The following is a 21185-nucleotide window of genomic DNA, read 5'->3' as shown; positions in this document are numbered from 1 at the left end:
GCGGAACTTTTTTCAGCAAGCTATGATCAGGTAACAACACTCTCCGTTAATTCGAAATCTGACCCACACTCTGATTTTCCTCCAACAGCAGATGAGGTTCATGAATGGTAGGCGCCAACTTGGGAGTAAAGTATCAGGAGCTCAGACAGCAGTATGCTCAAAACCTTCCAAGCCGCGCAAAGGAACTGAGAGCTTCCTGGAGCCATTTGCAACATGTCAATTGGGACAAGAAAACACTGTTGCTCATGGATCGGTGCGCCCACAAGCTGTCGGGCAGCGGAACTACGTTCCAGTTTTCTGCCATCAGCGAAAGTGCACAGGTCCTCGAGAGCCAGTTGCAGCACGTGCTGAATAAACCGGTAGCAACTCCCATAGAACGTGACAAGATTGAAGCCTCGCTCCAGGCTCTGGAGCGGGCCATTGACCAGGCTATCAATACCGCCACCCAGAACGAAACGGCCCCGGCGGCTGTGACTGTCATAAACCATCACCGAATCGCCGTCATCGAGGACGATCGCAACCAGGCGGTTTTTCTGCAGGGTTGGTTGGAACAACGGGGCTTTGATGTTGACACGTTCGACACGCCAAACGCCTTTAGCCAACAAACAAACGACTACTACCACTTGATTCTTCTGGACATCAGCTTCCCCGACGGCGCTTTGGAGGGAATAACGCTTCTTGACCGCCTCAAGCACCAGGTGGATTCCTGTAGCCCGGTGATCATGATGTCAGCCCGAAATGACATCGTCGCACGTATGCGGGCTATGCGGGCCGGCGCGGATGGCTACATCACCAAACCCCTGGATATGGACGCGCTGGAGAAGCGGATCGATCAGCTACTCAGCACCAGTGTCAGGCAAAGGGTACTTTGGGTGGATGACGACAGCGACCTGCTCGCCTACTATCAAGACTTACTGTTCAATCAAGGTTACGAAGTAGAAGGCCTTTCCCAGCCCGCGAGAATTCTCGAGCGCATCGAACAGTTCCAACCTGACGCCATCGTGCTGGACCACGAAATGCCGGGAGTTCAAGGTCTGGAACTTGCCCGCGCGCTGCGCCAGGACCCAAGATATCTCACCATCCCCATCCTGTTTGTGTCAGCGTCGCAGGCAGTGGCCGACCACCTCGAGACGAACAGCATGGCGGGCAATGAGTTCTTCCAGAAACCACTCGACAATCAACGATTCTTGGCGGCGCTGCATCATCACCTGGCACAGGCTCAACGCATCTCGGCGCGCATCAACCTGGTCAGTCAACGCAAAGAACGTCAGGGCTTGCAGAACCATGACTTTTTTCTGACCGAACTGGCCTCCTCCCTCGCTTATCTTGAGGCCTCGCCTAACAACCAGGCGCGGTTTCTGGTCCAGGTGGGAATCGACCGCGAGGAGTACCTGCGCGCACAGCATGGCGCACGCGCACTGGCCAGTTTAACTGCCCGCATGGAGCACCACTTCGCGGACCAATTGGGTGCCAGGGATTCCGGCTGTCGCCTGGGCGGCGGCAGCTTCCTGTTTCAAATAACCGCGCCTGTAGCCGAGGACGCAAGTGCCTATCTGGACCAGTTTCACCAACGCCTGAACAGCCCGGCATGGTCCCTGGGTGAACCGCCGAATTCCGTTACCGTCAGTATGGGCGTATTGCCTCTTACAGAAGCGGTGAATGAAGACAAGGCCCTGATGGAAGTCGAGCAGGCTTGTTGTGAGGCCATGCAGGCGGACAACGCTCGGGTGGTCTGGCGGCGGGCGCCGGAGCGTTCCGATCATAGCAAACTCGATGATCGCATTCGGGAACTGCTAGATGCCCAGGCCTTCAAACTGCACTACCAGCCGATCGTGAATATGAACTCCGGAGATACTGTCTTTGAAGCCCTGGTACGGCTAGTGGATGAAGACGATGCCTTGTATCTGCCCGGCCAGTTCTTGCCACAGCTGACAGAGGGAAATCATGGCACCTTGCATGATCTCGATCGTTGGGTCGTGGAGCACGCGCTTGAGGGACTCTCAGAGCTTTCGGGAAAAGCCGCAGCGGGTTACTCCGTGGCGATCAAACTCGCGTCCCCCATGGCGGATGTAGCCAGAATGATGCCCTTTCTCAGCAGCGGTATGCGCAACGCGAGCATCAAAGGCAAACGCCGCATTTACCTCGCATTGTCCAGCCCAACCGTGATCAAAGACGTCGCAAAGGCCAAGCAGGTATTAAACGTGCTGCACGGCATGAACTGTGGTCTTATCATCGAGCACGTTGAGACCGGCCCGGCATCGATTGAACTGCTGAAAGAGTTGCCGACCGTGGAATTCGTGAAGCTGGCTCCAAAGTATGGCACCAGCGCCGAGCAGACGGCTGAACTGGAAAACATGCTTCGCCAGCTTACCGGGGTCTTCGGGTCGAGCCAGCCAATCGTAGCCACCCGGGTCGAAGACGCCAAGGCTCTGACGTGGTTCTGGGACCGTGGCATCCGCCATTTTCAGGGGCACTTCATCCAGGCGCCGGAAGTGGCCATGACCTTCGAGCTCTGAGCATCACGACCTTGTGCGCGCAACCAGGCGCTAACGCCCCCCGGTTCGGCAGCGTGCACTTCAGTCAATTCGATATAGAAGGTCAGGGCTTTACGGACCATCGGTTTTACACCTCATTCGCCTTACGATAGCTACCCCGATAATCAAAAATCCGCTCCTGCACCTGCCAATAATGCTTCTGCTTGCGGGCAACAACAAAATCCGGCGCTGGCAACAAGGCCTGGCTCTCAAGTACTTCCTCCGCCTTGCTGAATGTTTTCGGCGCTCGGCCGTTCGCGAAACGCCGCCCGAACAGCTTGTTGAAAACGGTGCGCTGGCCAGGCTTGCTGAAATCAAACGACTCCCTGAGTTCCTCCCCGTCCTCGCCGTGATAGGTCACTCTCAGCTTGTTTCCATCAACACTGAGTGCAATTCCAGCGCAACGGATCACCATGGCATCCTTGAGCTTCAGCGCATCTCTCAGCTGATCATCCGGGTCGATAATGGCTTTCTGGCATCGGTGACAGTTGCGGGCGGCAATATCGTTCTCGCCACCGCAGTGGGGACACTCCTTGAAGCGAAAACGGTAATCACACTGCTCAAGGCGACCTTTCTGCGAAGCAGGCTCGTCTCCGTCCACAGGCTCCAGAAGCCCCTGACAACGGCGCCCGTAGTGCTCGATCACACGGCCTTCACTGTCTGTTTTGCCCCAGAAGATATTGGCAAAGCCACAGCCCGGGCAGAATACCTGCACCGGCTCACTGTCCGGGTTCGGTTTCGGTTCGCCCACCTCCGGATGATGCAGATTCACGTGGTTGCCCGCGTAATCAATCACCAGGCAATCCTGCTTGCCCTCGTCAAGGCGAAGACCACGGCCCACGATCTGCTGATACAGGCTGACCGACTGGGTAGGCCGAAGAATGGCAATAACGTCCACATGGGGCGCATCAAAGCCCGTGGTGAGCACGGATACGTTCACCAAGTACTTCAACTGCCGCTGTTTGAATCGTTGAATCAGCATGTCCCGATCTTTCTGATCGGTCGCGCCAGTTACCAAAGCGGTCTCATATTCAGGAAGATAACCGGTGATCTCCCTCGCATGCTCCACCGTGGCCGCAAAGATCATCACTCCCTGGCGCTCAGCGGCCAGTTCCATCACCTGCTCAATGATCGCGCGGGTCACACGCTTGTGTTTGCTCAGCAGCTGGTTGACGTCCTTCTCGGCATACTCGCCAAAGCGGTCCCGAGCCAGCGCGGAGAAATCGTATTGCGCCACTGCCGCATTCACCAACTCGGGCCGGGTGAGATACCCCCGATTGATCATATAGCTCAACGGCAGTTCGTAAATGCAGTGCTGAAAGGGCTTGTCCTGCTCGTCAACAGAGCCGCGAACAAAGCCCCGGTAGTGATAACGATAGATCCAGCCCATGGCCAGACGGTAGGGCGTAGCGGTCAGCCCGAGCACTTTGAGGACGTCATTCTGTTGCCGTAGCAACTCAATAATGCGTTGATACTGACTGGTTTCATCGCCGCTGACCCGATGACACTCATCGATGATGACCAGCGAGTATTCATCCCGGAACTGATCCAGATTCGCCGATACCGACTGCACACTGGCAAACGTCACCTGATGGTGGCTTTCCTTGCGCTTCAGCCCGGCGGAGAAGATGCCGCCGGCCAACCCATAACTCTGGTATTTGGCGTGATTTTGCTCCACAAGTTCTTTGACGTGGGTCAGCACCAGAATTTTACGCTTGGCTAGACGGGCCAGCTCGGCAATGACCAGGCTTTTGCCGGCGCCGGTTGGCAGCACGATGACGGCAGACTCATCGGATCTGCGGAAATGATTCAGCGTGGCGTCGACGGCTTCCCGTTGGTAGGGGCGGAGTTTGAAAGGGGCTCCTGAATACGCAGGCATCCTAGAAAAACAGTACCGGAGACACCCCAAACCGCTTGCCTAGGGCCTCCATGTGTTTGCGGGTCAGCTTCTTTCCTTCAGCACCATTGAGAATTTTGCTCACATTGCCTTTTGAACCCAACTCCGGTAGATCAGCAACCCCTAGGCCGTGTTGAGCCATCAGGGTTTTCAGCACCGCAATCCCCCTGTCCGTTTCAGCAACAGCGGCATTAAAGTCGGAAAACTCTGTAGCCTGGTCCTCCCAGCGCTCAATGCTGACAGACAGAACCTCAATGAGAAGCCTGTTGGCGTCGTAGTCGTCCACCAACTGGTCCATCAGCTCCAACGCTCGCTCATAGTCGTCCTGAGTCTCAATATGTGCCACAAAAGGCACCTGAGATAGCGCTTCTCTGATCTCAACAAAAGCAGGCGATAACATAAGCCTCACTCCTTATTGCGACGGTATTTATCAGCCAGCCGGTCGTATTCGGCGTGGCGGCAAATGTGCTTTATGTACATGCGATTATCACGAAATTCAATGAAGGTAATCAGCCTTAAATTGAAAGCCATAACAACAAGCCGGCAACCACGACAAAAAGCACGGCCACATGAACAGCCAGGTTCTTCCGAGTCGTTGGAGCGGGCTTTCTGGCGAAACGAAAGTATTCGTCACCAAACAGCCCAACGCCGCAGCCCTCACAGTAGTTTTTTGAGTAGGAAAGCCTCAGTTCGGATGGGTCAAATTTTTTCCGACAGCTGTAGCAACTCGGCTTGATCATTCCGGCCCCCGGGCAGAGCCGTGTTCGGTCAACAATCGGCAACTCCCCACCGCCTGCGCCTGAAGATACTCACAAAACGCCGTCACATCGGGATTCGTGAACTCACTGGAAATGAACTCACCCGGAATCAGCCCTTCATCCCATCGAGACGTCACCAAAGTATGGGGATACGCCACATCGTCGCCGGGATAAATCTGCACCACCGCTTGGGTCTGGTGAATATATAGATCGCGAAGTTCTTTGGCACACCGAAGCGTACTCAGATCATGCCTGGCATCACACTCATAGTCCTTCCCGATGAAGAACTCACTGGCAACGGAAAACAGCGTGTTTTCATCCAGAGCAGACGACGGCGCCGGATGAATGGTTCTGGCGACATCGCCGGCCATGTTGGTACAGCCGGCGATTAACGACAGCAATGGAATCACCAACACCTGAAACTTATTCACAACAGCGTCTGACCACTTAATCTTTTCGATTGGCATAACGTTTTCTGCAACGGTTTGAGGTAGGCCATTATAGCCAGCAGTGGCGCTGACTCCGAAAGCCGGAGATCGGAACACCTCGGCTCATCCTGGATGAACAGGAGAGTATGCCGCCCTCTCCAGAGAGAGCCAGGTCTATCGCGGCCATCCACCTTATGCAACAATGATATAACAATATTCTATTTAGATAACATTGTAAGGAAACAGAACGATGAAAAGGATTTTGGCGTGCACCTTTATTTCGGCATTAATGGTCGGTTGCGGAGGCGGCGGAAGTGGGAGCGATCTGGAAAAAACCAACGAAAATACCACTCCCGGTTCAGGTTCGTCTGACGGGAACGACGATAGCGACCCCGTGACGCCACCCGATCAAGTCACGGTACTCGAGGGCACCTGGAAGAAACCATGCGGGCACGTGGAGGGCGAAGCACACTACGATATCGTGACGGTCTCTTTCACCCGCAGCGCATTTGCCACAAGTATCGAGAACTACATCGATAGCGCTTGCACCACCCCGTTACCGGAAGCTCCAAATCCTACCTCATCAGGCAACTTCACACTCGGTGAAGACGTTTTACTGAGTTCCGGCCTCACCGCTACCGAACTCACGTCGCATGTGACTCAGTTCAATGGCGCCGACTTCGAGATCGACGAGTACAATGTCGTTTACATCAACAACAATATTCTCTACACAGGAGAAGGCACAACCAGTTCGCCAGACCAGCGGCCAACCAGTCTCGATTATGATCGTCCATTCTATCGACTGAACTAGGTTACTTGCCCAGGGGCGCTACCCTTTCAGATTCAATGCTCTTCCCCTCGCAAAACCTTATACCGAGCACACGCCTTGTCCCTGTCTCTTAGAAGGCGCGGATCCGAGCTACCAATAGCAGCCGCAATCAGGGAGTTACATTCCTGCCGCGCCAAAAGAAACTCGGAGGAAGATTGATGAACACGCTGAATAACAGCACTTGACGAAGGCTCAGGCTCCACCGTCCGTGAATCGGTTTTGGGCTCGCTTTCAGGTCTGTGACGAGTGGGCTGCGGTGCGCTTTCAACCCTGTGCTCAGGCACCCTTTTTGTGTCTATTGCCATCTCCTGCGAAGCAAAATTCCAATAGGCGTTCATTCCGATCGCGCCGACGCCCAACATCAAGGCTGGAAAAACCAAGAACTTGAGGCGTCCCCTACTCGGCCGACGAGGCGCTTCAGCGTAGCGCTCGGCAACCAAATTTCTCACATGGTGAGCATGGGCCCGGTCGGTGGCGAAAGATGCCTTGAGGCGACCAGCTGCCACCTTCTCCCGAACCTCCGCCACCTGCTCCAGGCTAAGCAAAGGATCAATCTTCGACTTGATATAACGAACATACCCCAGCCCCTGAGTCACGTTTTCCGGCATGGGTGTTTTGAACGTGCTGTCCCCCACAAACACCACCACCGAGTGCACCTGATGGTCGTTTAACCCGAGCAATGCCTGGAGCGTTTTTACGTGCTTATAGTTCTGGTGCAGCGGGTTCTGGAACTTGTGATTGGAGCGGAAAATCTTCTGGGTCCAGAAGCGCTGATGAGGGCCACCAAATATCCAGCCCTTCATGTTTTTTGTCTCGACAACGAAGACCCCGAATTCCGACACCAGAACATGGTCAATCTGCGTGGTGCCGTCCTCTGTGGGGAGGGTAACGTTCTTGATGAGATGGTAGCGGGATTTATCCAGTAACCACCGTGCGGAGAAGTTGACCAGAAACTCGCCAAACTTACCTTTGAACCAGGGCGACTTGATTACACCCAGCATGATTGCAAGGGGCAACAGGTACCAGAGTAGAGTGATAAGGAGCTGGTAGACCGGGCTCAAATCCATTTCTCAAACATCCTTGCTTCGTTTCCTAAATCCATCCGACGTGAAACATAAATCAGTCTTCGTTTCGGCGCCTTAGGATTTTTGTAACTACTCGCCAAGGAAACATCGGCCACTGTGGCCGAGCAACAAAAACGTGCTTTGAGAGTTCGGAGCTGAAAAGGCCGACAGAAACTGCCGGCCGAGAGAATTCCAGGTACTTAGCGCGCAAGAATCTGAACTATGCGTTTGCGCTGCAACCGTCGATCTCTTCGTCGATAATCAGATTCCCCTCTACACGGAACCCTATCCGGCCAACCAGGAACGCCTGCTGCAGACTGGTTATGACAAGGTCAGTCAGACCAACGGCACAAGCTTATGTTTTTACTGCAAAAATGAAATAGCGAAATGTAGTCAATTGTAAAAGTTTGCCAAGAACCACATCGGACAAGTGCATGCTGGTAAAGTCATTCGTGGCTGATCACAACTGGAGCACAGAGGACAATGGCTATGATTGTTTGCGGAGTTGAACTGACGGGCAGCGATGCGGTGGTGTGTTTGCTGAATATGGACAGAGGGCAGTTCAACCTGCCGGAGTGCAAGGTGCGCAAACTGTCACTGCCGAAAAATCATAGCCGTGAAGACCTGAAGCGTTTTCAGGCGGCCTTTGCGGAGTTAATGGCCGAGTACGGGGTCACCCGCGTCGCGATCAAGGAGCGGATGCCGAAAGGTAAGTTTGCCGGCGGTGCCATCAGCTTCAAATTGGAAGCGGCCATTCAACTGATCACCGATACTGAGTTAACCGTGACCTTGCTGCCCCCGGCAATGATCAAATCTACCCTGGCATCCAACCCGCTGCCGATTGCGTTTGCCGATACGGGGTTGAAGGTGTTTCAGGAAACAGCCTTTATCACCGCCTATGTCGCTCAGATGACCAGCATGAAAGGGGCCGCATGAACGTGAGTCAGCCGATGCTCGGCTCCCACTGACACGCTGCCCCTAGGACAGCTGTTCCTGCGGCACCGCCTGGCTTGAGCCTGCCTCTGCCGCCTCATATTTATCCTCGGAACGGGCAATCACTGAAGTGCACACCAGATCCCCGGTGACATTCATCGCCGTGGCCCCCATACCCACAAGGGCATCGATGGACACCAGCAGCGCTACGGTTTCAATGGGCAGGCCCACCTGGGCAAACACCGTAGCAATCATCACGATACCCGCACCCGGCACACCGGCCGTACCGATGGAGGCCAGAGTGCCGATCAGAACGATTTCCAGCATGGTGACAAAGTCCAGGGGCACCCCGATCACATTGGCGGCAAAGGCTGCAGAAATCGCAATGCGGATGCCGGCTCCATCCATATTGATGGTGGCCCCCAGCGGCAAGCTGAAGCCATAGATACTCTGGGGAACACCCAAACGCCGCGCTGCGTTCAGGGTCAGGGGCAGCGTTCCGGAACTGCTCTGGGTGGCAAAGGCCGTGGCGACCGGAGCCCGGGCCTCGCGAACGAAGTCCATCAGGTTAACGCCATTAAGACGCATAAGACCCCCGTAGACCACCAACTGTACCGCCAGAGCGATGTACAACACCATGACCATATCCCCGAGGGCCAGTATCGTGTTCATGCCCTGCTCACCTGCAGTGCTGGCCACAATCGCAAACACACCAATCGGAACATACTGGAGCACCCCGGCCATCACCTTCATGGTGACCTCGTTCAGGCCAGAAACCACGCCATACACCCGCTCTGCGACTTCGCCGTGAGCCTTTGACTCCCGCAGCTTCAACAGGGCAATGCCAAAAACAATCGCGGTGAAGATAATCCCCAGCAGGTTCGGCTCGGCAAAGGCCTCAACCATGTTGGTAGGAACAATGTTCAGAAGTACCTGGATAAAGCCCGGATTCTCCGGCACTTCGACACTTTCCGAAGACGTCAATTCCAGGCCACTGCCAGGCGAGAAAGCAGACGCGACACCCAGCCCCACCGTGATCGCCAACGCCGAAGTCAGCACATAGAAGCCCAGCATCTTCCGGCCCACACGCCCCATACTGCCAAGATTGGCCTGATTGATTCCCACCATCAGTGTTAACAGGACAATCGGCACAACCAGGAACTTCAGCAACCGAAGCAGCAGCTCTCCCAGAGGGTCCAGCCATTCGGCCACCGCTGGTCCGCCCACCAGTCCTACAACCAGACCAAGAACAAGCGCAATACCAATGCGCAGAACCAGCGAAGTATTCAGATAAGCATCAAGTACAGCTTTCATGGAAGCTCCCGTTATACCCTGGCCCGTTAGTGAGCAGGCATTCAAAAACGTAAGGATCGAGGATTCTGGTCAGTACCGGCTCGTTGGTAAACCGGTATTGCCACGTACTTTACTCACAGAAGCTGTGGATAAGTTTGTTAGGAACCTAGGGTTAAGTACCCATAAGCCTTGTGCCACAAGGCCTCAGGAAATTTGGTGCAATTATGGGCTATACGCGAGTGGTATATGGATATGAGGAATCCGTCTCAGCAGGGGGAGCCTGTTCCGGTTTTCCGTTTAGCCGGGGCTTTTTCTATGCAAAGCTCCATAAGGTAAATTAAGCTGAATCCTACGGTCGCGGACTCGTCCAAATATGGCCGGTCCTCAAGCTGGATGTATGAGGGTTGCTATAGCTCTAAGCGGCTATTTCTTGCACTTAGGCCGATCATATGTAACCAGATAGGCAAACGCGACCGATGAGCATTGATCTGAGTACATTTAATTTTTCTGAAATATCGAATTATTGGGCCTACGCCCTGGGCATCGCTGTCAGCTTTTACGGAACAGTGAGTTGGTTTAGTTCTAAACATTTATCCAAAGAAAGTAAGGAACATTTGTCACTCTGGCTGTGGGGAAGCTATGAATCCACTTGGCTGAGGCAGTTCTGTCTATTATTCGACGCTGTTTTTGGCCGAAGACATCTTAGCTGGGCTTGTTTCCTAAGGTCATCTGTTGCATCTTTTATTACAGTATTTATATTGTATTTTTTACTGGGCGACATCCTCCAAGAGAAAGGCCGAATTGGGGTATATCTTGACACCAAGGACCTTATCATTTATGCCCTTATACTTAATGTAATTTCTGATTACTTATCATTATTTGAAACGCGTTGGTTGCTTAATAAATTTAGCTCCATATCAAGCATATGGAACCAGCTAGCTTTACTGGCATTCGATGCACTTATCACTGCTGGCATTATCTGGCTCGCCATTGAGGCCTATCTTTTTGTTCTTGGAAAACCAGCTCCATCGCTTGTGGAATTGGTGGCGGTTTTCAGTATATTTTCCATATTCTTCTACTCCACCTTTTTAACATCCATTTGGGCATGGCTTTACTGCCTTTCATCATGGTGTGTTCGTTTAATTTCAAAAACACGACTCAACGAACTCTTAGATATCGAGCATAATCCGGGCCATCAAATCGCACTAATAGGCGGCATTGCAATATTTCTGATCATCGCTATTCTTTTTCCTTTCTTTAAAGATTCAGAACTCTCGAACACAAGCTTATTCGACAGATACCTATGTGATACTTTTCCAAAGGCCACCTGCGATGACCTGGCTCGGCTCTCCACGAATGAGAAACAAACACTTTTCTTCTTAGAAAAGAATTGTGATGGAGGTGGATTAGAAAATTGCATTATCGCAGCAAGCGACTATTACCTAGACGATGATGGAAAGAAAGCAGCTGACCTCTACCAGAAAGCCTGCGAGTTCGGGCATCCTGATGGATGCAAATGGGCTGGCTGGCTTTATATGACTGGATTTGGTGTTGATTCAGACTACGTGCGAGCAATAAAGTTTTATGATGTCGCATGTAAAGCAGATGATCTTGAAGCCTGCGTCAACATTGGCTTCATGTTCGAGAACGGCGCGGGAGTTGATCAGAGTTATTCGGCCGCAAGGGATATATATCATTTGGCCTGTGAAAGGGGCGCCCTGCAGGGCTGCAATAATTTAGGCTATTTTTACCAAGAGGGAAAAGGTGTTGAAAAAGATATTCGAAAAGCAAAATCTCTCTACGAGAAGTCGTGCAACGATGAGGCAGTTTGGGGATGTAACAATCTAGGCGGTCTTTACTACAAAGGTTTAGGCGTGGAGCGTGATATCCAAAAAATGCTTCACTACAATAAGATGGCCTGTGACAGGGACCTGACTATAGGCTGCGATGCGCTGGGTGCAATTTATCTGCATGGCCGAGGCGTACCTATCGATTACCAACGAGCCTTAGAATACTTTCAAAAGTCGTGCTCAAATAATTCTATGCTTGGCTGTTCTTTCTTGGCAACTATGTATGCCTCCGGTCAAGGAGTGACCAAGAACCTGAAGAAAGGGTTAAAGTTATTGACGCGTGCCTGTGAGCATGGATCCAATTTAGGATGTAATCTGCTGAAAGTGCATTTGGCTAACGAAAAAGCTCAATGATCTGTCCCGGTTTTCTGTCCGCAACGAGAAGGACCAATGGCACCCAAAAACTCCAACTGGCAAAGCCGCAAGGGCTGGGAAAGCCCCCACATCCGATCTGATCGTAAACGCACCCTGTTGCTTATATGGGTAGTAGCCCTTGTGTGGAACACCATAAGCACGCCGCTACTGTGGACCCTACCCAAAGCCTGGGATCAAAGCCTCTGGACGGTTTTAATGGCATTGCTTTTTCCTGCAGTGGGCCTCGGGCTATTGTGGAAAGCGGTAACCATGACCCGAGCATATCGTCACTACGGCACAGTCGAGCTTGTCATGACCCCCTATCCGGCAGCCATTGGTGGTCAGATGGGTGGCACAATTCTTGTGCCCCGGCTTCGGGCCCAGGACCTGATAACTCCCGGTGCAGAAGTCACCGTGACGCTGGAGTGCATTTATACCTACGTCTCCGGCTCCGGGAAAAACCGCTCCCGCGTAGAGAGAATCCTCTGGGCCGAGCGCGGAACGCCGCGAGTTGAAGCTGCAGGGCCCGGTGTACGCCTTGCGTTTAGCTTTGACTTGCCGAAAGACTTGCCAGAGGCAGATGCTAAACGTTCCAGCAAATACCATTTCTGGCGCCTGTCCGTAAAAGCGGATATCGAGGGCGTGGATCTGGAGCGCCAGTACGACATTCCGGCGTTCAAAGGCGATGCCCGTTCTCAAAGTGCAGGGCATGATATCAGTGCGCAAGTGCGCGCCTTACGCGACGAAAAATCACGGGCCGCTAAAGAAGCCATACAGTCGGGGCGGTTGGATCTGCCTGGCCTTTCCCGGGCCATGCACTACCAGGATTATGGCCATCAGATAAAAATGCGCTTCCCCATGTTCCGCAATAAAGTGCTCACCTTATTCGCCTGGTTTTTTGCCGGCGGTTTCGGCTTTGCCAGCTCAATGATGCTGATGTCCGCTTTCTCGGGCGGGGGCTTTGGCTTGCTAGCGGGTCTGTTCACCATCCCCTTTGTGTTGGTGGCCATCGCCGCAAGTGCTGCGGCTTTGTACCTGCCCTTCAACCGCCTGGTCGTTCGTATCGACCGCCACGGAATTCGTACGTTAAGAAGCTGGCTCTATCTGCCTGTACGCAGCCGCAAGCTGGCCATGAATCAGGTTAGGCATTTGGCAATCAAGCGCACGGGTAGCACGGGCCAGGGCGTGGACAAAGTGGAACACTTCAAGCTTATTGCGGTTGATAACCAGCAAAACAAGATCACCATCGCCGAAGACCTTGACGGTCAGGACGTCGCCCAACACTTTTGCGATTACCTGGCCGAGCGCATCGGCGTTTCGGCGATTTCAAAGCCAAATATCAAAGCGACGGGATTGTGATCTGGGGCTTAATTTGCCGGCGGTGCCATCAGCTTTAAAATGGAATCCGCCTTTACCCCTGCCGTCCGACCGGGTGGAAACAACAAGATCAGACCGAAGTAAGGGCAGAAGCGCGAGACCCGACCGTCCGCGGGTCTACTTCGAAGAATGGGTTGGATGCACCATACACAACCTGGCCACCAGCCACCGCGCTGCTATAGCCCGTGGATGAGGTGGATGCTTGGGTTTGGAATGTGGTGCGAGGGGATCACCAACACGGGCAACAGGTTTGCCATCAATCAACACATCGGAGGAACCGGCGATTACCGGAGTTGGTGGGAACCCGGAGTGATCAGTACCCACATCACCCAATAAAACAACTTTCTTGCTCATTCCTTTGCTCCTTCTGTCCTTGAGGGAGATTTGTCCATCTTTGCGCAGGATCCCCTTCACTGGCTCCTGCCGCTGCAATACCTAGCGGAGTTTCAAAAATAATCAGGAAGGAATCAACCCGCGCGATCAAACAGATCTGCCCGGTTCTTCCAACTCATCAAACCGGCAGTTCAACAATCTCACCAACCACACCACCCTCACTCACCTGCAGCCGCCCCACCGTGATCGGCAGAGTAAAACGCCGGGGCCCGGCGCCGCCTGGGTTGAAATAAAGCACATCGCCAATCCATTCATTACGGGGTTTGTGGGAATGCCCGGCGATGACCACGCGGTAACGGCCCTGCGGATCGATTTGGAGGGTTTTGACATCATGGAGCATATGGAAGGCGTGGCCGAGGAATTCCAGATCCCGAACATCCGGAAGGGTCGCTGCCCGGCCTACTTTGTCGATATTGCCACGGATCGCAACCAAAGGGGCGATCTGCTCCAGCGCTTCCAGAACCTCGTCCCGACCCACGTCACCGGCATGAAGGATCAAATCCGAGCCTTTCAATACATCCAGTGCTTCGGGACGCATCTTGCTGTGGGTGTCTGCGATCACTCCGATTTGCATGCTTACGCCCTCCAGATTCCCCAATGACGCCAACCCGGCCCGTGCGTATGGCCATGCAGGTAAGCATTGCTATAGTGAAACAAGACCACCTGATTCTCAACGTCGGCCAGAACAGGTAAATACATGTCACTCCCGGTAGGATTCCCCATGCCCACTTATACCGTCACGGTCGCGAATCTTTCTCTGTCGCAGCAGCAGAAATCAAAGATCGCGGAGGCCATAACAACGGCCCACAGCACACAAACAGGCGCGCCCCGTTTCTTTGCCCAGGTTTTGTTTTTTTCTACCGATGAGGGCGATCACTTTGTCGGTGGCAGCGTGAACACCGCGCCCCAAGTGTATGTGCACGGCCTGGTCCGGCAAGGCCGCAATACCGAGGTCAAGCAGGCCCTGATGAGCCAGATGCTTGAAGAGATAGCCCGAATTGCGGGCATAACTGCTGAGGACGTGTGGATCTACCTACAGGACATTCCCGCCACTCAGATGATCGAGTTTGGCCGGTTTCTTCCGGCGCCAGGAGACGAAGCTGAGTGGGAGCGGGGAATGACTCCGGGAAAGCGAACCAGGTTACCCGATTAACCAAACGCTCACTCTTGTCGACCAGATTAGAACATGTATTCATGAAGTACATGTTTAACTTCCAGAAATGTGTAACAACCGTTTGAGTGATAGCATGCAACTTTGCCATCCGATGACTTTCGTAAACGCCTGTTCGCAATTCATCTACACAGAGAACCTACGCGAAAGCCCCGAAAAATAGGTCTGTCACAGTTTCCCCCTGCTTATGAACCAAAAAAATAATCCTGTTCCGATTTCCACAAAGCCTGCTCGCAAGGATCTACACCCGAGGAATCTGCACAATCAGGGCTATGACCTCCCAGCTCTCGTAGAAACCCACCCGGCACTAGCCCCCCATGTGAAAACGAACCCTCATGGCAACCTTTCCATCGATTTCGCAGACCCATTGGCAGTAAAAACTCTCAACGCCGCGTTATTAAACCGATACTACAACATTGTCGCTTGGGACATTCCGGACGGGGCACTTTGCCCTCCAATCCCGGGCAGGGCCGACTATATCCATTACATCGCTGACTTGCCCGGGCTTGATCAGCCCAGCATCAAGCTGCTGGATATAGGGACGGGAGCCAATGGCATCTACCCGCTGCTGGCCTGCCAAATTTACGGCTGGCAGTGTGTCGGTAGCGACATCAATACGGAGTCGCTTGCGAACGTAGCCACAATCGTCACCAACAACCCCACACTCAAAGGTCGCTTCACGCTCCGCACCCAGCACGATAAAAACCACATGTTCGAAGGGATCATCCAAGCTGGTGAGTTCTTTGACGTCAGCGTATGCAACCCGCCTTTCCATGCATCTCTCGATGACGCGATGAAAGGTAGCCGGCTAAAACTCAATAACCTTGCTCGCAGTCACGGTGAACAAAAAACAAAATCCGAATCCCCTACTCTGAATTTTGGCGGTCTGGGAGCAGAGCTTTGGTGCAAGGGGGGTGAGCAGCTGTTTCTGAAAAAGCTGATAAGAGAAAGCCAGGCGTATTCAACTCAATGTCGCTGGTTTACCAGCCTGGTTTCAAAAGCCGACAATGTTAAGCCCGCAAAGAAGTTGATTCGTAAGCTTGGTGCAGTCGATATAAGGGAAATTGAGATGAAGCAGGGAAATAAGATTACGCGGGTCTTGGCCTGGACGTTCATCTGAGCCGCCCCGAGTTTAAGCCGTTTCTGCCCCGGTTTTCCTCCCAGAATCAGGCCCGAGGGCTCCCTATATCTCGCTCATCAGCCACTCCTTGAAGGCTTTCATTCCGATGGTCAGCGGACGTTGCTTGCGGTAGACCAGATAGAAGGCCCGATTCGTATCCAATTGGATGTCGAAAGGCACCACCAACTTCCCCGATTTAATCTCACGGGACGTCAGGGTGCTATCAGCCAGCGCCACTCCAAGGCCCTCTTGGGCCGCCGCCGTGGCAAGTTGCCCGCTGGACATCTGTAAGCTGCCCCGGGCGGATATAAAATCCACGCCTGATTGTTCCAGCCAGTTCTCCCACTCCCACTTCCGTTTGCTGACATAAATCAGAGTGTGTTTAGCCAAGTCTTCAGGCTTCTCCAGCGGCAACTCACCGTCCAGTAGCCGCGGGCTACACACCGGAACCAGCATAACTTTGCGCAGGAAATGCACTTCAATATCGTCCCACTCACCATTCCCGAAATAAACCGCCATATCGGTACTGGTGCGATCGAAATCCAGCAGCCCCATGGACGCATTAATTTCCAGCTCAATATCCGGGTATAGGGCCTGGAATCGTGCCATGCGTGGCATCAGCCAGCGGGTTAGGAAGTTGGGGGCAACACTGATCTTGACCACGTTGGATTCCTGGTTCGCGGTCAGTCGTTGGGTGGCCATTTCAATCTCATCGAACGCATGCCTGACCGATGAGAGATATTGCTCGCCTTCAGGGGTTAACGTCACCGCTCGCCTGCTTCGATCAAACAGTGAAAGCCCTAAATATTCTTCAAGTGTCTTCACCTGATGACTGACCGCCGATGACGTCACGAAAAGTTCCTTGCCAGCTGCGACAAAGCTGCGGTGTCTAGCCGCTGATTCAAATACCCGAAGCGCATTCAGGGGTGGCAGGTGGCGCATAACTTCGCTCGACTGATGAGATTAATTCATCAGTCTGATGAGAAAGGATCGCTTTTTCAAGAGCCTCGCACTCATTACCATAAGTCCTGTAGAAGATACTCACTTATCGAACCAGGACACACCACCATGACTTATCAGGCTCCGAAACTGAACGAACAGGGCACTATCGACATTGATTACTACACAAAGCTTGCATCGCAGGAACGAAGCGAATATATCGCGCAGATGGCAGTGTCACTCAAAGCCAAAATCAAGTCCTTCTTCCACGTGAAGCTGCCGAAACTGTCCATTAGCCATTAATTCGTGTTCCGTTTAGCACTCGATGGCCTTATGTGGAGACTGGCTGGTTTTGCTCAAACTGGCGAACCAGCCTGATTGCGCGTTGAACGATGAAGAATCAGATCCGAGCCTTCCAAAACCTCCAGGGCTTCGGGACGCATCTTGCTGTAGGTGTCTGCGATCACTCCGATTTGCATGCTTACGCCCTCCTAATCCCTCAATGACCCCAGAAAAGAGGCCCAGGTTACCCAAATAACCGAAATAAAAGATCTGGCCAGCTGCAAGGCCATCATTGCCAACCTGACATGCGCGGATTTCAGCGAGATCACTTTTGCGGCTTTCTCGCGGGCCTGACCTCGTATCGCAGATTCAATCGGTGTGCGTTCCGGGGATGCTGTTCAGAAGCTCGGCATTTGTGGGGCATTTCTCAAGCAACTCAACCAGCTTTCTCGTGCCCTCCAGCGGTTTGAGACCACTAAGCGCCCGGCGCAAAGCTCTTATTTTGTCTAAATGTTTCGGATCTAACAGCAGCTCTTCCCGGCGTGTACTGCTTTTCGAAATGTCCAGCGCGGGGAAGATTCGCTGATTCGCAACGTCTCTTGATAAAACCAGCTCCATGTTCCCCGTGCCCTTAAATTCCTCAAATATAACCTGGTCCATACGGCTGCCGGTATCAACCAGAACGGTTGCCAAAATGGTCAGCGACCCGCCATTCTCAATGTTTCGTGCAGCGCCAAACAACCTCCGCGGGATCTCCATCGCTCGCGCATCAACCCCGCCAGACATAGTACGACCGCTGCTCTTTCGCTCCGCATTATGCACACGCGAAAGCCTCGTGAGAGAATCAATCACAATCATGACGTTGTGACCCTCGCCCGCTTGTTGGCGGGCGATATCAAGAAGCTCATCGGCAACGCGAACGTGATGAGCATAGCTTTCATCCGAAGAAGAAGCGTGTACCTCAGCCGGGACGCTACGCCTGAAATCAGTGACCTCTTCGGGTCGCTCATCGATCAATAACGCGTAAAGTTTAATCTCGGGATACGCCTTTCCCACCGCCTGGCAAATATCTTTTAAGATCGTCGATTTTCCAGACCCCGGCGGTGCAACTATCAAACCTCGCTGCCCCATTCCAATCGGCGTGATCAAATCCATCGCACGCACCGTGAGTTTTTCTGAACCTGACTCCAAACGAATCCCCGGCGTTGGATTGATAGCCACACCGTTTAAAAAACGTTTTTGTGGATCAGCCTCAACCTCAACCTTAGCTTCGGCTTCCTCAGCCACTGGTTTGGCGTCTTTGATGGGTTTCCGGGTTAAGCCTAATGTCTTTCTCGTCATGTCTGTTTGATAGCTCTTGTTTGATAGATATTTTTCGAAATGGGCTGATAACTCCAAGTAACTCTTTCCAAAAGATGCTTATTCGCCAAGATTACCTCTGAGGGGCTCTGTGCTTGCATGAACAAGTCATCATGGCGCTAACACGTCTGTTTTAATTATAGAGCGGAAATGCCCTCGATCTCGGTCACCGTCTTGGCATCCGCCCGCTCAATAATTTTCACGAGGGTGGATTGAATCGTTTCATCTTCCCGGGCATCACCGCCGCTTACAAACGTTTGCTTCTGAGGATCGGCACCCTCTTCCTCAGTAAATGAAACAACGACCTCGGTGGCTGAATCCGGCGCTTTACCAAAGTATTCCAGCGAAACCAACGGATAGCCATGAAAGCCCTTCTTGACCTGCTTTGCAATGCGCTTCTTTGCTTTATCCAAATGCATAATAAGGCCTGTCGTTGCGCTTGTTATCTGGGTGCTATATGAACATCCAGTTGATACCGTTCGCCAATTCTATGCCGTTAAATCCACCAAAAATAGGTCTGTCTTGGCCTTCCACTAGGAAGACTGGACGATGTCTCACGAAATAGTCGACGCCGAGACCTTCTACCCTGGCATTGATCTGTCCGGCGACGCTGAACAATTCATTCGTGCGTTCTTTACTGAAGATGTTCGGCCATCTCTATCCCCCGAACTTCGGGATATTGCGATCAAGCAACGGGAAGCCTTCGATATACCCGACCATGCGGTTTATAAAGATTCGCTCGATTCATTCGACATACTGGGAGGTTATAGCGAGACCCACGGTCTTGGGCATATCTACATTTTTGACCGAGCCGCTATTCATCATATTGTCGTCAAAGGAAAAGACGCACGCTACAAACAGGTGGCGAAAAGCATCAGGGAGAGATAAATGGATATATATGATCGAGAGCACCACGTCATATGTTTGCGTGGAGCCGCGTACAACATGGCGCTGGAGTTCAAAATGGCAGCGCAAGGCGTGTAGCGTTTCAGCAGTTGCCCTTTTTCGCCTGGCCCGGTGGGCAGAAATGGCCACCAGACTTCCGGTAAGGCCGGCGATCATCGTAGTCATGACGACGGCGATCATGGTCGCGATCGTATTCTCTATGATCTCTGGTGGTAATGGCTGTTCCGGTTGCCGCACCGAGGGCACCGCCGAGAATAGCACCATCTCTGCCACCTACCTCGTTGCCGATGGCAGCCCCAATTGCTCCGCCAATACCGCCACCTAGCGCGGCGTCGGCTGTGTCACCCGCAACGGCCCCCAATGAGGTGGCACTCAGAGATAAAAAAACGAGCAGTGATTTCATTTTCATTGATATAAATCCCATTGTTCAGGTGGTCTGATCTGCCCGGTATGACGGGAAGGAGACCATCTTCTCCATCCTCCCATCAGGCACTTGCCAGTTTTATGAACCATTTGAGAATACCAGAAATACACGCTGCTCCACCTATTACCTTTTATTTATCTTTCAATAGGTTACGGAAGCTTAAGGAATGCGCACTCCTTTCGGTTGCAGCCACTGGCCGATCTGGACCTGCATCGGATTCGGGTACTTCATGTATGGTAGGCGCACAAAAAACATCGTCACCCGTTACTGCGGCATTGGGATGATTCTGTACCCGTACCTTGCAAGCAGCTCCTGGGAGATGTTGGCAGTGGGTGACGGGCTGATGTTGGTGCCGCGGTTTGTAGAGATTTAGAGGGCAGCGGGAGAAGATAGCTCTGTCCCAGTTTTCAAAAGGAGCCCGAACACATGGCACAGCAACCCCCGGTCATACTGATAACAGGCGGCGCCCAGGGCATCGGCAAGGGTATCGCCGCCCATTTCCTGAACAAGGGCTGGCGAGTGGTCGTCCTGGACCAGAATGCAGACGCCATCAGCGCATGCAGACAGGATTTCGGCGATCCGAACAACCTGCTACTGATCACCACGGATGTATCCCGCGAGCCCGACGTAGCCTCGGCCGTAGAGGAGGCCGCGCGATGGGGCCAGGGACTGGACGCTCTGGTCAATAATGCGGGGATCGCAGATCCAGACACCGGCCCCATAGAAATGCTTGAACTGGATCAGTGGCAACGAAGAATCGACGTCAACCTGACCGGCGCCTTTTTATTGGCAAAGCACGCGATACCGCACCTGCGCCAACGCCGGGGCAGCATCGTCAACATCGCCTCTACCCGCGCCTTGCAGTCCGAGCCCAATAGCGAGGCGTATGCGGCAACCAAGGGCGGCCTGCTCGCCCTGACCCACGCTCTGGCCATGAGCCTGGGGCCTGATGTGCGGGCCAACAGCATCAGCCCGGGCTGGATAGATGTCAGTGCCTGGCAGGCCCATGCGCCCTCTGAACCGCAGCCTCTGTCTGCCACTGATCATGAGCAACATCCCAGTGGGCGTGTCGGCAAACCCGAGGACGTGGCAGCTATGGTGGCCTACCTCGTCTCGCCGGACGCCCGCTTTGTGACCGGTCAGAACTTCGTGATCGATGGCGGCATGACGCGGAAGATGATTTACGAGGACTAGGCTCCCGCCGAAGCGTTTGTCGCCAAACGTGACATTCAAGGCGACCGGCTCTGCTATCTATCCCCACATAGCTGAACTAG

The 21185-nt window shown here is 53.2% G+C and carries 23 protein-coding genes; 11 read left to right on the top strand and 12 right to left on the bottom strand.

The genetic code is table 11. The features are described from left to right. Positions 1–104: 104 nt before the first annotated feature. On the top strand, positions 105–2516 hold the full coding sequence (locus ACTRWH_RS08245) for a response regulator (protein ID WP_462826268.1): 2412 nt from the start codon (positions 105–107) through the stop codon (positions 2514–2516). Positions 2517–2622: 106 nt separating this feature from the next. Here the strand turns inward: ACTRWH_RS08245 and radD are convergent, their stop codons facing one another. From radD to ACTRWH_RS08225, 4 genes are all read right to left on the bottom strand, one after another. Next, complete coding sequence (gene radD, locus ACTRWH_RS08240; RefSeq protein ID WP_462826267.1) at positions 2623–4413, bottom strand: DNA repair helicase RadD; 1791 nt, start codon at positions 4411–4413, stop codon at positions 2623–2625. 1 nt (position 4414) lies between these two features. Continuing rightward, positions 4415–4777, bottom strand: coding sequence for a helix-turn-helix domain-containing protein (locus ACTRWH_RS08235; protein WP_286847772.1), 363 nt, complete (start codon positions 4775–4777; stop codon positions 4415–4417). A gap of 59 nt (positions 4778–4836) precedes the next feature. Beyond that, entirely contained in the window at positions 4837–4962 is a 126-nt protein-coding gene (locus ACTRWH_RS08230) for a type II toxin-antitoxin system HigB family toxin (RefSeq protein WP_136633531.1), read from the bottom strand. A gap of 205 nt (positions 4963–5167) precedes the next feature. Beyond that, complete coding sequence (locus ACTRWH_RS08225) at positions 5168–5620, bottom strand: hypothetical protein (protein WP_273623861.1); 453 nt, start codon at positions 5618–5620, stop codon at positions 5168–5170. Between the two features lie 247 nt (positions 5621–5867). Between ACTRWH_RS08225 and ACTRWH_RS08220 the strand changes: the two genes are divergently transcribed. Then, on the top strand, positions 5868–6428 hold the full coding sequence (locus tag ACTRWH_RS08220; RefSeq protein ID WP_007152750.1) for a hypothetical protein: 561 nt from the start codon (positions 5868–5870) through the stop codon (positions 6426–6428). Between the two features lie 32 nt (positions 6429–6460). On the opposite strand, the gene ACTRWH_RS08215 is transcribed toward ACTRWH_RS08220, so the two are convergent. Beyond that, positions 6461–7513 carry a nuclease-related domain-containing protein gene (locus ACTRWH_RS08215; RefSeq protein ID WP_007152751.1) on the bottom strand — a complete coding sequence of 351 codons (1053 nt, stop codon included), beginning with the start codon at positions 7511–7513 and terminating at the stop codon, positions 6461–6463. A gap of 486 nt (positions 7514–7999) precedes the next feature. Between ACTRWH_RS08215 and ACTRWH_RS08210 the strand changes: the two genes are divergently transcribed. Continuing rightward, complete coding sequence (locus ACTRWH_RS08210) at positions 8000–8446, top strand: DUF3010 family protein (protein ID WP_007152752.1); 447 nt, start codon at positions 8000–8002, stop codon at positions 8444–8446. Between the two features lie 42 nt (positions 8447–8488). Here the strand turns inward: ACTRWH_RS08210 and ACTRWH_RS08205 are convergent, their stop codons facing one another. Continuing rightward, positions 8489–9757 carry a dicarboxylate/amino acid:cation symporter gene (locus tag ACTRWH_RS08205; RefSeq protein ID WP_379865621.1) on the bottom strand — a complete coding sequence of 423 codons (1269 nt, stop codon included), beginning with the start codon at positions 9755–9757 and terminating at the stop codon, positions 8489–8491. A gap of 455 nt (positions 9758–10212) precedes the next feature. Here ACTRWH_RS08205 and ACTRWH_RS08200 point away from each other — a divergent pair, with 455 nt between their 5' ends. Then, positions 10213–11940: a tetratricopeptide repeat protein gene (locus ACTRWH_RS08200; protein WP_462826266.1), complete on the top strand. Its 1728-nt coding sequence runs from the start codon at positions 10213–10215 to the stop codon at positions 11938–11940. A gap of 36 nt (positions 11941–11976) precedes the next feature. Further along, complete coding sequence (locus ACTRWH_RS08195) at positions 11977–13299, top strand: hypothetical protein (RefSeq protein ID WP_462826265.1); 1323 nt, start codon at positions 11977–11979, stop codon at positions 13297–13299. 135 nt (positions 13300–13434) lie between these two features. Here the strand turns inward: ACTRWH_RS08195 and ACTRWH_RS08190 are convergent, their stop codons facing one another. Further along, a complete protein-coding gene (locus tag ACTRWH_RS08190) occupies positions 13435–13671 on the bottom strand; it encodes a PAAR domain-containing protein (protein WP_075196943.1) in 237 nt (78 codons plus the stop codon). A 157-nt stretch (positions 13672–13828) separates the two neighbouring features. Beyond that, positions 13829–14284 carry a YfcE family phosphodiesterase gene (locus ACTRWH_RS08185; protein WP_462826264.1) on the bottom strand — a complete coding sequence of 152 codons (456 nt, stop codon included), beginning with the start codon at positions 14282–14284 and terminating at the stop codon, positions 13829–13831. A gap of 147 nt (positions 14285–14431) precedes the next feature. On the opposite strand from ACTRWH_RS08185, the gene ACTRWH_RS08180 reads away from it, so the two are divergent. After that, positions 14432–14863 (top strand): tautomerase family protein, encoded by a 432-nt coding sequence (locus ACTRWH_RS08180; protein WP_273623863.1) that lies wholly within the window; start codon positions 14432–14434, stop codon positions 14861–14863. 205 nt (positions 14864–15068) lie between these two features. Beyond that, positions 15069–16001, top strand: coding sequence for a 23S rRNA (adenine(1618)-N(6))-methyltransferase RlmF (gene rlmF, locus ACTRWH_RS08175; RefSeq protein ID WP_462826263.1), 933 nt, complete (start codon positions 15069–15071; stop codon positions 15999–16001). A 63-nt stretch (positions 16002–16064) separates the two neighbouring features. Here the strand turns inward: rlmF and gcvA are convergent, their stop codons facing one another. Beyond that, positions 16065–16943 carry a transcriptional regulator GcvA gene (gcvA, locus tag ACTRWH_RS08170; protein WP_041334084.1) on the bottom strand — a complete coding sequence of 293 codons (879 nt, stop codon included), beginning with the start codon at positions 16941–16943 and terminating at the stop codon, positions 16065–16067. Between the two features lie 126 nt (positions 16944–17069). On the opposite strand from gcvA, the gene ACTRWH_RS08165 reads away from it, so the two are divergent. After that, positions 17070–17243: an RSP_7527 family protein gene (locus tag ACTRWH_RS08165; RefSeq protein WP_156105514.1), complete on the top strand. Its 174-nt coding sequence runs from the start codon at positions 17070–17072 to the stop codon at positions 17241–17243. Between the two features lie 53 nt (positions 17244–17296). Here the strand turns inward: ACTRWH_RS08165 and ACTRWH_RS08160 are convergent, their stop codons facing one another. The 3 genes from ACTRWH_RS08160 to ACTRWH_RS08150 all read right to left on the bottom strand — a co-directional run bounded on the left by ACTRWH_RS08160 (position 17297) and on the right by ACTRWH_RS08150 (position 19000). Further along, the gene (locus tag ACTRWH_RS08160; protein ID WP_226909949.1) at positions 17297–17419 is read right to left on the bottom strand and encodes a metallophosphatase family protein; all 123 of its coding nucleotides are present in this window, start codon (positions 17417–17419) and stop codon (positions 17297–17299) included. 172 nt (positions 17420–17591) lie between these two features. Continuing rightward, a complete protein-coding gene (gene rho / locus ACTRWH_RS08155) occupies positions 17592–18620 on the bottom strand; it encodes a transcription termination factor Rho (protein WP_462826262.1) in 1029 nt (342 codons plus the stop codon). A gap of 98 nt (positions 18621–18718) precedes the next feature. Beyond that, on the bottom strand, positions 18719–19000 hold the full coding sequence (locus ACTRWH_RS08150) for a hypothetical protein (protein ID WP_151982771.1): 282 nt from the start codon (positions 18998–19000) through the stop codon (positions 18719–18721). A gap of 130 nt (positions 19001–19130) precedes the next feature. Between ACTRWH_RS08150 and ACTRWH_RS08145 the strand changes: the two genes are divergently transcribed. From ACTRWH_RS08145 to ACTRWH_RS08135, 3 genes are all read left to right on the top strand, one after another. Beyond that, positions 19131–19469 carry a hypothetical protein gene (locus ACTRWH_RS08145; protein WP_462826261.1) on the top strand — a complete coding sequence of 113 codons (339 nt, stop codon included), beginning with the start codon at positions 19131–19133 and terminating at the stop codon, positions 19467–19469. Between the two features lie 139 nt (positions 19470–19608). Beyond that, on the top strand, positions 19609–19812 hold the full coding sequence (locus ACTRWH_RS08140) for a hypothetical protein (protein WP_462826260.1): 204 nt from the start codon (positions 19609–19611) through the stop codon (positions 19810–19812). 525 nt (positions 19813–20337) lie between these two features. Then, on the top strand, positions 20338–21105 hold the full coding sequence (locus ACTRWH_RS08135; RefSeq protein WP_462826259.1) for an SDR family oxidoreductase: 768 nt from the start codon (positions 20338–20340) through the stop codon (positions 21103–21105). The last annotated feature ends 80 nt before the right edge of the window (positions 21106–21185 follow it).

The organism is Marinobacter sp. G5_S1_61_S3 (assembly GCF_054968585.1).
The sequence above is the reverse complement of the archived record's forward strand: the minus strand, read 5'-3'. Positions and strand labels throughout refer to the sequence as shown.

What these genes read in the sequence shown, in the direction of transcription:
- ACTRWH_RS08245 (WP_462826268.1), top strand. Translation starts at nt 105, where the DNA reads ATGGTAGGCGCCAACTTGGGAGTAAAGTATCAGGAGCTCAGACAGCAG.
- radD (WP_462826267.1), bottom strand. Translation starts at nt 4,413, where the DNA reads ATGCCTGCGTATTCAGGAGCCCCTTTCAAACTCCGCCCCTACCAACGG.
- ACTRWH_RS08230 (WP_136633531.1), bottom strand. Translation starts at nt 4,962, where the DNA reads ATGGCTTTCAATTTAAGGCTGATTACCTTCATTGAATTTCGTGATAAT.
- ACTRWH_RS08220 (WP_007152750.1), top strand. Translation starts at nt 5,868, where the DNA reads ATGAAAAGGATTTTGGCGTGCACCTTTATTTCGGCATTAATGGTCGGT.
- ACTRWH_RS08215 (WP_007152751.1), bottom strand. Translation starts at nt 7,513, where the DNA reads ATGGATTTGAGCCCGGTCTACCAGCTCCTTATCACTCTACTCTGGTAC.
- ACTRWH_RS08210 (WP_007152752.1), top strand. Translation starts at nt 8,000, where the DNA reads ATGATTGTTTGCGGAGTTGAACTGACGGGCAGCGATGCGGTGGTGTGT.
- ACTRWH_RS08205 (WP_379865621.1), bottom strand. Translation starts at nt 9,757, where the DNA reads ATGAAAGCTGTACTTGATGCTTATCTGAATACTTCGCTGGTTCTGCGC.
- ACTRWH_RS08200 (WP_462826266.1), top strand. Translation starts at nt 10,213, where the DNA reads ATGAGCATTGATCTGAGTACATTTAATTTTTCTGAAATATCGAATTAT.
- ACTRWH_RS08195 (WP_462826265.1), top strand. Translation starts at nt 11,977, where the DNA reads ATGGCACCCAAAAACTCCAACTGGCAAAGCCGCAAGGGCTGGGAAAGC.
- ACTRWH_RS08190 (WP_075196943.1), bottom strand. Translation starts at nt 13,671, where the DNA reads ATGAGCAAGAAAGTTGTTTTATTGGGTGATGTGGGTACTGATCACTCC.
- ACTRWH_RS08185 (WP_462826264.1), bottom strand. Translation starts at nt 14,284, where the DNA reads ATGCAAATCGGAGTGATCGCAGACACCCACAGCAAGATGCGTCCCGAA.
- ACTRWH_RS08180 (WP_273623863.1), top strand. Translation starts at nt 14,432, where the DNA reads ATGCCCACTTATACCGTCACGGTCGCGAATCTTTCTCTGTCGCAGCAG.
- rlmF (WP_462826263.1), top strand. Translation starts at nt 15,069, where the DNA reads ATGAACCAAAAAAATAATCCTGTTCCGATTTCCACAAAGCCTGCTCGC.
- gcvA (WP_041334084.1), bottom strand. Translation starts at nt 16,943, where the DNA reads ATGCGCCACCTGCCACCCCTGAATGCGCTTCGGGTATTTGAATCAGCG.
- ACTRWH_RS08165 (WP_156105514.1), top strand. Translation starts at nt 17,070, where the DNA reads ATGACTTATCAGGCTCCGAAACTGAACGAACAGGGCACTATCGACATT.
- ACTRWH_RS08160 (WP_226909949.1), bottom strand. Translation starts at nt 17,419, where the DNA reads ATGCAAATCGGAGTGATCGCAGACACCTACAGCAAGATGCGTCCCGAA.
- ACTRWH_RS08150 (WP_151982771.1), bottom strand. Translation starts at nt 19,000, where the DNA reads ATGCATTTGGATAAAGCAAAGAAGCGCATTGCAAAGCAGGTCAAGAAG.
- ACTRWH_RS08145 (WP_462826261.1), top strand. Translation starts at nt 19,131, where the DNA reads ATGTCTCACGAAATAGTCGACGCCGAGACCTTCTACCCTGGCATTGAT.
- ACTRWH_RS08140 (WP_462826260.1), top strand. Translation starts at nt 19,609, where the DNA reads ATGGCCACCAGACTTCCGGTAAGGCCGGCGATCATCGTAGTCATGACG.
- ACTRWH_RS08135 (WP_462826259.1), top strand. Translation starts at nt 20,338, where the DNA reads ATGGCACAGCAACCCCCGGTCATACTGATAACAGGCGGCGCCCAGGGC.